At 31.9% G+C, this 12,489-nt stretch carries 13 protein-coding genes; 11 read left to right on the plus strand and 2 right to left on the minus strand.

Annotation, left to right across the window (positions count from 1 at the left end; genetic code table 11):
• Positions 1 to 303: 303 nt before the first annotated feature.
• Positions 304 to 3,204 (plus strand): hypothetical protein, encoded by a 2,901-nt coding sequence (locus ABC374_RS10585; protein ID WP_413017557.1) that lies wholly within the window; start codon positions 304 to 306, stop codon positions 3,202 to 3,204.
• Positions 3,205 to 3,602: 398 nt separating this feature from the next.
• Positions 3,603 to 4,172 (plus strand): HNH endonuclease, encoded by a 570-nt coding sequence (locus ABC374_RS10590; RefSeq protein WP_413017559.1) that lies wholly within the window; start codon positions 3,603 to 3,605, stop codon positions 4,170 to 4,172.
• 338 nt (positions 4,173 to 4,510) lie between these two features.
• Here ABC374_RS10590 and ABC374_RS10595 read toward each other — a convergent pair whose 3' ends face one another.
• Entirely contained in the window at positions 4,511 to 5,179 is a 669-nt protein-coding gene (locus ABC374_RS10595; protein WP_413017561.1) for a hypothetical protein, read from the minus strand.
• Between the two features lie 392 nt (positions 5,180 to 5,571).
• On the opposite strand from ABC374_RS10595, the gene ABC374_RS10600 reads away from it, so the two are divergent.
• From ABC374_RS10600 to ABC374_RS10610, 3 genes are all read left to right on the plus strand, one after another.
• A complete protein-coding gene (locus ABC374_RS10600) occupies positions 5,572 to 5,709 on the plus strand; it encodes a hypothetical protein (protein WP_413017563.1) in 138 nt (45 codons plus the stop codon).
• A complete protein-coding gene (locus tag ABC374_RS10605; protein WP_413017565.1) occupies positions 5,699 to 6,175 on the plus strand; it encodes a putative toxin-antitoxin system toxin component, PIN family in 477 nt (158 codons plus the stop codon). Before ABC374_RS10600 ends, ABC374_RS10605 begins: the two co-directional genes overlap by 11 nt.
• 459 nt (positions 6,176 to 6,634) lie before the next feature.
• On the plus strand, positions 6,635 to 7,075 hold the full coding sequence (locus ABC374_RS10610; RefSeq protein ID WP_413020321.1) for a YkvA family protein: 441 nt from the start codon (positions 6,635 to 6,637) through the stop codon (positions 7,073 to 7,075).
• An 82-nt stretch (positions 7,076 to 7,157) separates the two neighbouring features.
• Here the strand turns inward: ABC374_RS10610 and ABC374_RS10615 are convergent, their stop codons facing one another.
• On the minus strand, positions 7,158 to 7,322 hold the full coding sequence (locus ABC374_RS10615; protein ID WP_413017567.1) for a hypothetical protein: 165 nt from the start codon (positions 7,320 to 7,322) through the stop codon (positions 7,158 to 7,160).
• Positions 7,323 to 7,441: 119 nt separating this feature from the next.
• On the opposite strand from ABC374_RS10615, the gene ABC374_RS10620 reads away from it, so the two are divergent.
• The 6 genes from ABC374_RS10620 (at position 7,442) to ABC374_RS10645 (ending at position 12,222) form a co-directional block, all read left to right on the plus strand.
• The gene (locus ABC374_RS10620; protein WP_413017569.1) at positions 7,442 to 7,726 is read left to right on the plus strand and encodes a hypothetical protein; all 285 of its coding nucleotides are present in this window, start codon (positions 7,442 to 7,444) and stop codon (positions 7,724 to 7,726) included.
• 140 nt (positions 7,727 to 7,866) lie between these two features.
• Positions 7,867 to 8,115, plus strand: a complete 249-nt coding sequence (locus tag ABC374_RS10625) for a hypothetical protein (RefSeq protein ID WP_413017571.1) — start codon at positions 7,867 to 7,869, stop codon at positions 8,113 to 8,115.
• Positions 8,116 to 8,129: 14 nt separating this feature from the next.
• Entirely contained in the window at positions 8,130 to 8,684 is a 555-nt protein-coding gene (locus ABC374_RS10630) for a terminase small subunit (protein WP_413017573.1), read from the plus strand.
• Positions 8,677 to 9,978: a PBSX family phage terminase large subunit gene (locus tag ABC374_RS10635; protein WP_413017575.1), complete on the plus strand. Its 1,302-nt coding sequence runs from the start codon at positions 8,677 to 8,679 to the stop codon at positions 9,976 to 9,978. Before ABC374_RS10630 ends, ABC374_RS10635 begins: the two co-directional genes overlap by 8 nt.
• 11 nt (positions 9,979 to 9,989) lie before the next feature.
• Positions 9,990 to 11,384 (plus strand): phage portal protein, encoded by a 1,395-nt coding sequence (locus ABC374_RS10640; RefSeq protein WP_413017577.1) that lies wholly within the window; start codon positions 9,990 to 9,992, stop codon positions 11,382 to 11,384.
• Positions 11,317 to 12,222: a phage minor head protein gene (locus ABC374_RS10645; RefSeq protein WP_413017579.1), complete on the plus strand. Its 906-nt coding sequence runs from the start codon at positions 11,317 to 11,319 to the stop codon at positions 12,220 to 12,222. The genes ABC374_RS10640 and ABC374_RS10645 overlap by 68 nt, the downstream gene beginning before the upstream one ends.
• Positions 12,223 to 12,489 lie beyond the last annotated feature (267 nt).

Here is a 12,489-nt window from a genome sequence, read left to right on the forward strand (position 1 = left end):
AGAATGCGGAAGTAGAAATTTAGAATGCAGAGGTGTGGTACTCCTAGTGCAGCACTGGCAGTACTGTAAGTAGTATACAATTTAATATTAATATACATACAAGATAAAACAATATACAGTATTTCAATTTCGAAAAAATACGGTTCGAAATGTGGAATTACATTATTCATATCATAAGTTTTAAATTTAAATTTTACATAATCGGTAAACTTTTCTGAGTCAATTGTGAAAAGATTCGTTAAATAATATTTAATGGTCAAAGTTGGTCAAAATAAACAATTATACAAAAGGGAGAATGATTAAATGGTAAATAATAAAATTGTTAAGGTAAACAAGTCGGTGTACATTCCAAGTATAGAGGCAGAAACAATCTTCGATATGAGTGAACGTGGATTAGAAAATATCACTATGTATGAATATGTCGGCATGATTCCTTGGTCACTTGAGTTACTAAAGTTACGCGCATATAAAAAAAGGTTTATTGAAAATGAAATTTCCAAAAATGGTAAAGTTAAATTTCAAACTGATGCAGTAATCAATATCAAATTTAAAAATAAAATGAAAAACGGTAAGCAATTCACATCGTCTGTTAGAGGTTATGAAAACCTAATGTCTCGTCTACTGAACCAGTTTAAACATCTGAAGAAGGCTATAAGGGATAACGAAAAAGAAATAAAGTTATCTAATAATAAACGGATGATTGATAAATTGGAAAAGTCGATTAGTTATTTGGAAAATAAATCTGATCTCGTCAAAGGGCATTATAAACGTATCAAAGCGGATAGGGATAATGTAATTTATCATGAAATAAAAGCAGATGATTTGCGGAATCACTTATACATAAACGGAATCAACTTTAAAGGTAGGCATTATAAGTTTTATAAACGCACAGCATCAAAATCTAGGCAGTCACAGGGTCTTTGGATTTTGGATGAATTGTATGAGCCAATGAAAGAATGGTCACATATGGGACTAAGTTTGATCGGTAAAATTGATGTAGCGTCTCTTTGTGCCTATGAGAGTCTAGTCTCATCTAGCCTAGAATCCACCATAGAGATTAACCCTAAAAATATATTTGTTATAGATGATAAGTTTAGTGAATTTGAATATCCAGCCATTGAAGTAGGTAATGATTTAAAAGCTAAATTTAATAAGAAAGCTAAAATTAAAAATAATATTTGGGACGGTCAAGCTCTCATTGATATTTCTTTGATGCAAAAGGCTAATCGAGGTAATAAGGGAATGGCTTTACTTCGATCACACTTTTTTAAGTCATGTGCATTTAATTGTAATCTTCAAAAGTATTTAGAGGATATACATAAAGAGATGACAAACCCTGAAAAACAGAATTACGATCCAACAGTTAACCCTAATTATACGAAGTGGGAGCTAACGGACAATTTCGGAAATGTGGTATTCGCCAAGGATATATTATTTTTGACGACACCTAGCTCATTAAAATTTCTTAAATTTGCTGGTAAAGGCAATGAAAAGGAAGCATATGCAAATTGGTGTAATCATGTTCGTGCAGATAGAAATATTATGGGTATTTGTAAATCGGAGAAGGCCAGTAAATATGGTGACAGGTCATTTACCTCATATCAAATGATCAACACGCTAGATGTGGAAAAACAAGATATCGAGGACTTAGCGGCGTTCGAGGTTGACTTTATTAAAGGGTTACAAGGTAAAAAAGATGCTAATGGCACTTTTGATGAGAAACCATTCATCAATTACCTAGTTAAAAATAAAGAAATAACAAATGCTTATCAAATGTTTTCTGATATCTATAATATTAATCCTGAAGTTGTTCGTACACGAATGTTTAGAGATTATCGTGCCAAACAAATTAGTAACTATCGTACCAAGGTAAAGGGTGGAAAATTACGTTTAGAGGCAGATTATTGCACTGTGTTATCTTGCCCTGAATTAATGCTACACACTTTGATAAGTGGTAATGGTCATAAGTTAATAAGTGAGTTAAAAGGCAATCAAATACATACTAAGCTTTATGATTATGAGAAAGAATATACACTCGTCCGTAACCCACATAACAGTCAAAACAACTTCTTTAAGTCAATAAACGTAGATAATGAGTTTTATAATACATATCTAAACTTAACAAATAATATCGTGGTGATTAATAGCATAAAGAGTCCTATTTTAGATCAACTGAACGGAATGGATATGGATAGTGATACGGTGTTGATATTTAATTCAAATGTGTTCAATCGTATGGTAAATAAAACTTTGGAAAATAGAAGTTATCCCATTATCCTGAATACCATTGTATCGGAACCTAATCCTGTTGAGTTGACCAATGAAAATATAGCAGAAATCGACCGGAGAACTAGTAAAAGCCAGGGGTGGATAGGTGAGGTGACTAATGCTGCACAATTTCAAGTTAGTGTACTGTGGGACATACAAAACACTGAACCAAATACACCGGAGAGACAGAAAAAGATTGAAAAGATATTGAAAAATGTAGCCATCTGTGTAGTACTATCCAATGTAGCCATCGATTACAGTAAAAAGATTGTAGAGGTTGATGTGGATAAGGCATTAAGAAATATTAGATCATGTAAAGAGGCTAAGGTAAATGCAACGAATAAAAAGGGTAAGAGCAAATTAGTTACTAGAAATAAGCCGATGTTTTGGAAGTATGTCTCCACAGCAGATGTTGAAATAACTGAATTTTATTGTCCAATGGATTTACTTATTAACCATATTAATAATGACATTGAAAAAGGGGGCTATCGTAAAAATTTACCTTTTGGTGATTTACTACTTGATCTAAGTAGCGAGGAGTTAGGCGGGAAAGCAGACGATAAGCAAATAGGGGATATTATTGAATTACTTAAGGAGTTTACCAAGGGTATTAACAAAATAAAATCATCAGGAGATGACAAGGAAGGGAAGAAATGTAAGGAGAGACAGACGTTAATGGAAGATTCTTATAATGGACTTGATGCCAAGATCGCTAAAAAATCCATCAGGAAAGCAACTATGTATAAAATTTTAAAGATGATTGCTGATCAGTACGATGGAACAAAATTAAAGAAAACAAATGACTTGTCAGGTATTGTCGTCCACTTATTGAATACCTTATATCGTAATCACAGTACCACATTTCTTAATCTATTAAAAAGTGATGATTATCCCAAAAATAACACATTGAAAAGCCTTCAAACCCTTGCTGGGTAAGGCTTTTTCTTTTCCTAATTTGATTCCCTAATGGGAGAGGATGGCGAAACACAAGAGTACTCATTATGTGGTCGAACGACAAAGTATCTTAAAGTCGAAGTAGATAGTCAATGATTTCTCTCTCTTTATTGTTTTTAAGTAAAAAAGTTTATACGATTCCGCAATTATTAATTCTTATGTTTATAATACATCAAGGTGGTCTCGATTGCAAGCTATTATTTTTGATGAACTGGATAAAAGTGAACTGTACATTTATTGGAGACTCCACATCTCCATTTAGCGTATAAAAAATCCATCTAATAATTAGGTGGGTTTTATTATGCGTTAAATTATGTGGTGCTGCAATAAGTGTATAGGCAAACGTTTATACGCTAATAAAATATGTGGAGGAATGTAAAATGAAAGAAGTAGTAAAAGAATTTGAAAGTTTGAAAGGCGAGATGACCCCAGTACCTGGTTTTTCTAGATACCTGTGTCACACACCATCGGGAAGAGTATGGAGTAAAGTTAGCAACAGATGGTTAATTGAGGATGAATTTTGCAAAGGAACAGGTGATCACGGTCAATATTTGATGACGAGCCTTAAATGTGATTTAACGGAAGAAATGGTGCCAATGTATAAACATGAGATTGTACTTAGTTCAGCATATGGAACCACAAAAGATTTCTGGTTATCACAAGAATTACAGATTGACCATATCGATAAAAATCCACGAAACAATAAAATTGAAAATTTACGATTGATTACTGATGTTGGGAATAAAAAGAACTCTAGGGATAGGTATTGGAATAAGACAAGGCTTTCAATGATAATAGCAAGAGAAATAAGAGAGGAAGTAAAACATTTAACATCTAACATGACTAAAATGGATTTTTATAAAGCAAAAGGGGAAGAATTAAATGTTTCATTTCGTAGCATTCAGAATATTGTATTGAATTTTTCATACAAGGAGAAGGTTAATCAATGAAGGATAATACATACTTTTGCGAATCAGGATCAATTGGGCATATTTATAGATTAATAAATGAAGCAATGAGAAATATCAGTATATATAAGTGGGTTTCTATGAGTCAGTGTTTTCTGCAGAGTGGGAGCTATTAGTAGAGGAAGACAAGGAAATGGTCGTAGGCGTTTTATTATCAGAATACGGAATTGGAACCAAAGAATTTGTAGATTACTGTATTGAAGAGAAATTACATAGTATTTAATACATAGAATAAATATTACATAGAAAACCACGATAGAATATATAAGAACTGCATGGTAGCTAGGGATAAGTCTCCTAAATGTATAAAAAGGGAGATTTCAACTCCCTTTCTCCATGTTAGCATCTAATTTCAACAAGAATTGAATTATCACATTAATTGCTTCATCACAAAATTCATTATTCAACTCGATTTCATAAATTTCTTTTCCTTTATGCTTACCAAAAAAAGTATTGTTGATCCCTTTTGTGTTTTCAATCGAGTTAAAGAGGCGTGTTCCTTTATCGGCAATCATTCGTCCATCGTGAGCAAAATGATTTCTAATTTGATTGTAATCTTTAATTTTAATCCATTCGTTGGAATTATCTGGAAAACTTATACCAGCTACTCTCTTTAAGTATATTTGTGCTTTTATTATTCCAGAATGTTTTAGGTCGTCCAATTTTATGGAGTCTGGTTTTTTTCTTTCAATATCTTGACAAAGCTTAATGAGTTCTTGTTCGAAAATGGAGTATACATGTAAGAATAAGGATCTCCTAAGAATGGTCGGAAATGAGTTTTTATAGTTAAAGTAGTCTTCTTCATACCTATTTTCGAAATACTCAGATCCTTCTTCTTCAGTAAGATTCATTGCTATAATTTCCTTATCTAAAGAGGTTTCTATAAGTTTAATATTGGTTTGTAAGAAATCCTCAATACGCTCAGAATAAATTAGCAAATCGTTAAATTTGGAAATTGAAGTAAGGTGAAAAAAACTAACCCATTTCATTTATTTAAAACCCCTTTTATTAATATTTTATCATAATGATAGATATGTTAAAAAAGTATTTTCTTTAATGTTCTAATAAAGGGAGAGAAATGAAATTTCCCTTTTCAAGGATTATTGTTTCTTATCCTTTCTTTTGTGGTAAATAAAAATAAATAACGGGATTTTTCGTAAGTAATTAAATGAGTTTTGATGGAACCTAACTTAATTTGTCAATTTTGGTTATTAAACTACTATTCTATGACAAAAAGACAGAATATAATTTAGCAAACATTGATAATTTGCGATTTTTTGGTATAATTTGTTTATAGGAACACACACTAATCTCGTCTAATATGTTAATAAGACTAAATTATGGCGAGGTGATTATTGTGTGTAATGAGGAGGAAAAAGATATGGCTACTGCTGAAGCTAAGTTAAATATCGATGCTTTCAAAGAGATGAAGCGGATAATACAAAATGAGATTAAAATGCAAGGATTGAATCCTATTAACATTAAGAAAGAAATTGAATCAGAACTAAATGATAAATAAGCCAAGAGTTGTAATTGACACAAATGTATTTATTGACGGAAACCTTTTTTCAGGGAAAAATAGCGAAAAAATAATGAAGTTGTTTAAAGATATTAAAATTACATTATTATTTTCTCAAAACACTATAGGCGAATTAGTTTATATGAGTAGAATAATGTCTAGAAAAGTAATCAGGGATATTGATTTGAGAATGGATTATTTAAACTATATTATGTATATTTTTTATCATTCTAAATCAATAAATACTATTGATCAAAAAGAAAAACATGGGCTAAAATGCAAAGACGAACGGGATGACATGTTTATAGATTGTGCTTATTATGGAAAAGCCGATTATTTGATTACAGATGATAAAAATTCCGGGTTGCATAAAATGGTAATAGGTGACACTAAAATTCTAACTGCTGATGAATTTATTGCAATTTACGAAGAAGAGCATGGTGAGATAATTATCGACGATGAGTGAAATCCATAATTAGAAAAAGCACATAACCTAAATGGTTGAGTGCTTTTTTGTGTTTATTTATTTAATACGTCTTTATTTTGACTAATGATGATCTTATTTCTTAATATCATTTTCTTTATTATTAAGTTCAACATTTAGTTATGCAGGATAACTCAGCTTTTCTAGGAGAGACGCTACAGATATTTCTAATAATTCTGGGATAGACATGTTTGTTTAATCGATAAGCTTTTGACCCGATCGATTAATTTGAGGAGATATCAACGACTCTAACGGTCTTTCAATCTTGTCCATAATTGTACCCTCCATATGTTGAAATATTTTATTAGTCTAATTTATAATAAAATTTATTATTGTGGATTTTAATGACGTAAAGATTTGATGTCAATTGTAGAAAGTAGGATAAAACTAGGGGTAATATTCCTATCAATATGGTAAAATATTGTTTGTGAATAGGGGGAGATTGTAATAGATACAACTAAATACTCAAATAACTTTTCAGATGACTCGTTCTGGAGAAAAGTTAAAAAATTTGGTAAAAAAGCAGGCGTTTCAGTTGTTTATGTAGCTTTGTTATTATTTTATACACTTAAAAAGCCAGAAACTCCTGTTTGGGCAAAGACAGTAATTATAGGTGCCTTGGGATATTTCATACTTCCAATTGATTTAATTCCTGACTTACTCCCTGGTGGATATACAGACGATTTCTCAGGGTTATTTGGTGCATTGGTCACTGTCTCAATGTTTATTGATGAGGAAGTTAAGTTAAATGCAAAAGAACGAATTAGGATTTGGTTTGGAGAAAGTGCTATTTCTGATACAGATTTAGTAGATGATAAACTAAATAAGAAAAATGATCAGGATGAACAAGATAAAGAGGAAGATAAGGATGAAGATAAATAAACAAAAAAGCACTTAACCCAAATGGCTGAGTGCTTTTTTATTTATGAAAATGAGATAAAAAAGGCAGTATTCAAATTGTTCTCTATTTTTCTGTACGGACTCCTTTAAATTTACCACCTGATGTCTTTTGATCTATAAAACGTCCTGTAGTTGCATCTCGTTTAACATAGTTACCATTTGGAGCTTTGAATTGGGTTCTGTTTTTTACTGCTCCATCACGATGATTTTTACCTGAATTACCTGCCATAATACTCACCTCACTTTCTACTAAATTATAACATTAATAGGAAAAAATATGCAGGATAATTGTCACTCCCTATCGAATGTAGTTTAAGTAAGTAAATATTTGGATGGGAGTGGGTTATATTGTTAGATGAATTAGACTTGAAAATTTTAAAAGGTTTATATGATTTGAATTTTAATCATGGACAAAAGTTAAATTTTACAGAATTAGGTTTTGAAAGTAATCAACATGCAGCATATCACCTTTATAAGCTCCAAAAGTTAAGCTACATAAACTTTGATGAGGAACGTTCATTTACTACAGGAGGCAGAAAACACGAAAAGTATCACAATAACGTGTTAACAATATGGTCAGAAAATTTTGATATATTAGAAAAAGGTATTGAAGAAGTGAAAAAACGCTTCTAATATATCATTACTTAGGACATCTCTTATGAGGTGTCTTTTTATTTTGAGTAGGAAACTAAAACACAACTAATAACGCATTGATCATTGATTAATATACTCAGTGGTTGTTGCGTTTTTGTTTTATGGAAAGGGGAGTTGTCATGGCTAAAATTATACATTTTCCAAATAAGGATAAAAACTTAATTGAACAGTTGGAATACATAACGGAACAAGCTAGAGAAGGTAAGATTAAGAATTATGTGTTTGCTGCAGAGTTACAAGGTGAAGATGAAGGGTTAATAGCTACTTCTTATTATAATGCCGATGTAGGTACTAAACAGCTTCTAAACTCACATATTCAAGTGGATATAATGGCAGCGGTAGTGGAAGTTAATTTCTTTGATGAATAAAAGGAGGGCTAATAATGGAAAAAGATAAGAAAATTGATGAGTTTGAAGAGTTGTTAGAAGGCGATGATAACCTAACAGACAAAGAAAGAATGTTCTGCATGGATTATTTGAGACATTTTAATGGGGCACGTGCATACCGGAATAGTTTCGAGGAAACTAAATTCGATAAACAAGCTGCTCATCTTTTGTTGAAGAAGGAGAAAATAAACAACTATATTAAGAAATTGAAGAAAGAACTATTTACAGAAACTTTGATGGATAGTAAGGATGTTTTGGAGCAGTACATTAAAATTGCCTTCGCTGATATTACTGATTACGTTGATTTTGGAACAAAAGAAAAAATTGATGAGAACGGTAATACGTACAATGCTAACTATCTTAATTTTAAAGATTCATCAACTGTAGATGGTTCAGTAATTGAGTACATCGCTGGTGGTAAAGCACCTACATTGAAATTAAGCGATAGAACTAAAGCACTGGAGATATTAAGTAAATTCACTAATTTAATTGATGGGGATACGGATAAGGAATTTAAAATCGTTTTAAAACGAGCTGGCGAGGATGACTGAATTAAAAATCAATCCACACTTTGAGGATTTCATTTATGATTGGGATCACACTAACTATCTATTAGTTGGAGGGTATGGATCAAGTAAATCATTTAATACAGCACTTAAAATCATCCTCAAATTATTAAGTGAAAAACGGACAGCTTTAGTTGTAAGGAATACTTTTGAAACTCATCGGGAATCCACTTATGCACTATTTAGAGAAATAGTTAAAGATCATTTAGAGTTACACAATCAATTTAATTTTACTTTGAATCCTATGCAAATCCTTTTTCCAAATGGCTCAAAGATTATCTTCAAGGGTGGAGACAGTACAGAAAAATTGAAAAGTTTGGTAAACATTAGTGTCATCTGGATTGAAGAATGTTCTGAGATTAGGGAAGAAGTTTACCATGAGCTTAAAGGACGTTTAAGACATCCAACATTAAGCTTACATACTTTACTTTCCACTAACCCTGTATCAAAAGATAATTGGACGTATCGTTTCTTTTTTAAGGATGATTTAAAGGATTACTTTAGGTTAAACGATGAAGAATTGTATGAAAAAAGAATTATTAAATTGGGGGATACTTATTACCATCACAGTGTAGTTACAGATAATAAGTTTGCAACGGACAAATACATAGAAGCTTTACAAGAGACTAAAGAATATGATCCCGATACCTATAGGATTAAATTTGAAGGAAGATTTGGATTTAGCGGTTTACGGGTGTTCTCGCAGTTTCAAACAATGCCTCATGATGAAATAATTGAAAAGATAAGGAAAATACAAAATCCTTCACGAAAATGTGGAATGGATTTCGGATTTGCGACATCTTACAATTGTTTAGTAAAGCTTGTAATTGATAAAAACGAAAATATTCTCTACATTCATTATGAATATTATGACAAAAATAAAACCGACCCGGAGACAGCAGAGGACTTAAAAGATTTTGCATTCACAAAAGAATTGATAAAAGGTGATTCAGCAGAGCCAAAGACAATTAGATACTTCAGACAACAAGGATTTAACATGAGGTCAGCAAGGAAGTATAAGGGGAGCAGACTGCAATACACCAAAAAGGTAAAAAGGTTTAAGAAAATTATTTGTAGTGATGCGTGTCCTAATGTAATTCGTGAGTTGCAATGGCTAACATTTAAAAAGGATTCAAAAGGAATAATAAAAGAAGATGAATTCAGCACTGATCCGCATAGCCTTAGTGCTATTTGGTATGCCTTAGATGATTATGATCACATTGATTTAAAAGGTGACAAGATGAAGGAATTAACTAAAGAATCGCTCGGTATATGGTAGGAGGTGGAATATTGTTTAGGTTAGACAAGAGTCAAATTGAAGTTATTGTACCTGGAATAATTGAAACGCTTATATATAAGCATGATACAAAACGTGAAGAGAAAATGCACAAATACTACCTGGGTGAACACAAAATACTCGATAGAAAATTTGCAGATGAATCGAAACCAAATAATAAAATCGTGGCAAACTGGTGTGAGTATATCAGTGATCAGCATGTTGGTTACTTCATGGGAAAGCCAGTTGTTTATTCAAGTAAGAATAAAGAATATATGCAGGAAATACAGGATATTTATGATTCGAACGATGAACAGAAAATTAATTATGAGATTGCTGAACAATGTAGTCGTTATGGTTATGGAGTGGAGATACTTTACACAAAGGAGAACCAATCAGTTAAGAAGGAACCTAGATTCAGGCCTTTACCATTGATTGAGAATAATATAATTCTTGTTTTCGATAACAGTGTAGAAGAGAATCTTATATTAGCAATTAGATATTGGGAAAATGAAGATGTTTTAGATGATTCTAAATCATTACATGCTTATGTCTATTCAGAGCATATCAACTATCACTTTATACAGAAGGATAATGAAGAATTTTTTCTAGAGAGTGAAGAGTCTCATGGATACGGTGAAGTACCAGTTAATTATTATTGGAATAAGGGAAGTCAGTTAAAGTCTGATTTTGAAGGTATTATTACCTTAAATGAGAGTTATGAAGCCTTAGTGAGTGATGATGTAAATGAATCGGAATCCAGTACAGATGCAATTTTAAAAGTATGGGGAATCGATAATATTCCAGAAACTCAAGAGATGAAAGAAAAACGATTGTTAAACTTCGGTAAAGTGGAGAAAGACGAAAAAGCGGATGCTGAATGGTTAATAAAGAATATTAATTCTGAGTGGAAAGAGAATCAAAAGAATCGAACTAAAAAGGACATTTTAGATTTGAGCAAAGTTCCAGATATGACAGATAAATCTTTTGCAGAATCTTCAGGTGTTGCTTTGGAACGCAGGATTTTACCATTAGAAAACACTCGAAGTACAAAGGAAAGATACTTCAAAGAAGGCTTACAGCGTAGAATTAGGATGATTACTAATATTCTTAATATCAGCAAGAAATACGATTATTTAGATATTGATATTAAGTTCCAGAGGAATTTGCCTACTGATACACAGACCGATATTGCTAATGCTGTGGCGTTAGTTGGGACTAATATTGCAAGTATGCAAACATTACGTAAGATGGCTCACATTGAAGATCCTGCTTATGAAAAAGAATTAATTGAGCATGAGAATGAAGAATATATTCGTTTAAATGTTGAGGATGATATTGATGAACAGAATAATGGAACGAATAAAGAAGCTCACACAACAAATGGAGAAGAAGTCAAACAAGCTTGAGAATAATGTTGTTAGTCTATATGAGAAGGCTTTGCAGGATTTTCTTACTTTCTTAATGAAGACATATAGTAATTATGAGGTTGATGGGATTCTTACATACCAAGAGATGAGCAAGTATGGTCGCATGAAATCATTTGATAAAACTACGATTGGTATCATGAAGGACTTGTATAAGGATATAGAGGCTGATTTGAATAGTCATTTGTATGATATTTATACGGATTCATTCCATTATACTGGTTGGTCTATTGAGAGTGATTCAAAGGTTAAATTAGGTTATAAATCATTGAAGTCTGAAATTGTGAAAGAAAGTATTGAAAATGAGTTTGTATATTTAACATTGAATGAACACTTAGCGAAGAATCGTAATGATGTGATATTAAAGTTGCGTAATGTTATTACTCAGGGATTGGTTAGAGGCAGCACATATAAGACGATGAGTAAGAGTGTTCAGGAAGTGTTTGAAGGCGATGTTGTTAAGGCTAATCGAGTTGTAAGGACAGAGAGTGGAAGAGTATTAGAGAAGGCTAAATTGAATAGTGCTCTGCATGCTGAGAGTAAAGGAATACAGATGGGGAAGAAATGGAACAGTGTTGGAGATGAGCGAGTTAGGGTAAAACATACGGCATTGCATGATGTTACTATACTTGTAAAAGGGGACTTTAGAATAGGTGATGACACAGCTCAAGCACCTAAAATGTTCTCTAGACCAGAAAACACCATTAATTGTCGCTGTTTCCTTACTTATGAGATCCTTGGTATCGGCAATAATACTCAACATGATTACTTAGAGGATAAGCAGCTTGATGAATGGAAGAAGGAAAGGTTAACATCTTAGACTTATTATACAGTATTCTATACATTATCTTCTTCCACATTGTTAATTAAGTAGCTGATAAACGTTGGTATATCAAGATGTATATAAACATGTATGTTGATAACCACATAGAAATTACACAAACGTTGATGTAACAATGCTTTAACCTAGTTACTAGTTTACATAAGATTGACTATCGGTAGTCGATTTGAATGCTGTATGCAAGACTTATAACGTATTTTCTTTATCACATTATACTTCATTGTATTGTAAATAAAGAAGAATGAT

Source organism: Peribacillus phoenicis, assembly GCF_047238085.1.
In the GTDB taxonomy this organism is placed as follows: domain Bacteria; phylum Bacillota; class Bacilli; order Bacillales; family DSM-1321; genus Peribacillus.

Excerpts from the sequence above, each read along its gene's own strand:
- ABC374_RS10585 (WP_413017557.1), top strand. The coding sequence starts at position 304 with ATGGTAAATAATAAAATTGTTAAGGTAAACAAGTCGGTGTACATTCCA.
- ABC374_RS10590 (WP_413017559.1), top strand. The coding sequence starts at position 3,603 with ATGAAAGAAGTAGTAAAAGAATTTGAAAGTTTGAAAGGCGAGATGACC.
- ABC374_RS10595 (WP_413017561.1), bottom strand. The coding sequence starts at position 5,179 with ATGAAATGGGTTAGTTTTTTTCACCTTACTTCAATTTCCAAATTTAAC.
- ABC374_RS10600 (WP_413017563.1), top strand. The coding sequence starts at position 5,572 with ATGGCTACTGCTGAAGCTAAGTTAAATATCGATGCTTTCAAAGAGATG.
- ABC374_RS10605 (WP_413017565.1), top strand. The coding sequence starts at position 5,699 with ATGATAAATAAGCCAAGAGTTGTAATTGACACAAATGTATTTATTGAC.
- ABC374_RS10615 (WP_413017567.1), bottom strand. The coding sequence starts at position 7,322 with ATGGCAGGTAATTCAGGTAAAAATCATCGTGATGGAGCAGTAAAAAAC.
- ABC374_RS10625 (WP_413017571.1), top strand. The coding sequence starts at position 7,867 with ATGGCTAAAATTATACATTTTCCAAATAAGGATAAAAACTTAATTGAA.
- ABC374_RS10630 (WP_413017573.1), top strand. The coding sequence starts at position 8,130 with ATGGAAAAAGATAAGAAAATTGATGAGTTTGAAGAGTTGTTAGAAGGC.
- ABC374_RS10635 (WP_413017575.1), top strand. The coding sequence starts at position 8,677 with ATGACTGAATTAAAAATCAATCCACACTTTGAGGATTTCATTTATGAT.
- ABC374_RS10645 (WP_413017579.1), top strand. The coding sequence starts at position 11,317 with ATGAACAGAATAATGGAACGAATAAAGAAGCTCACACAACAAATGGAG.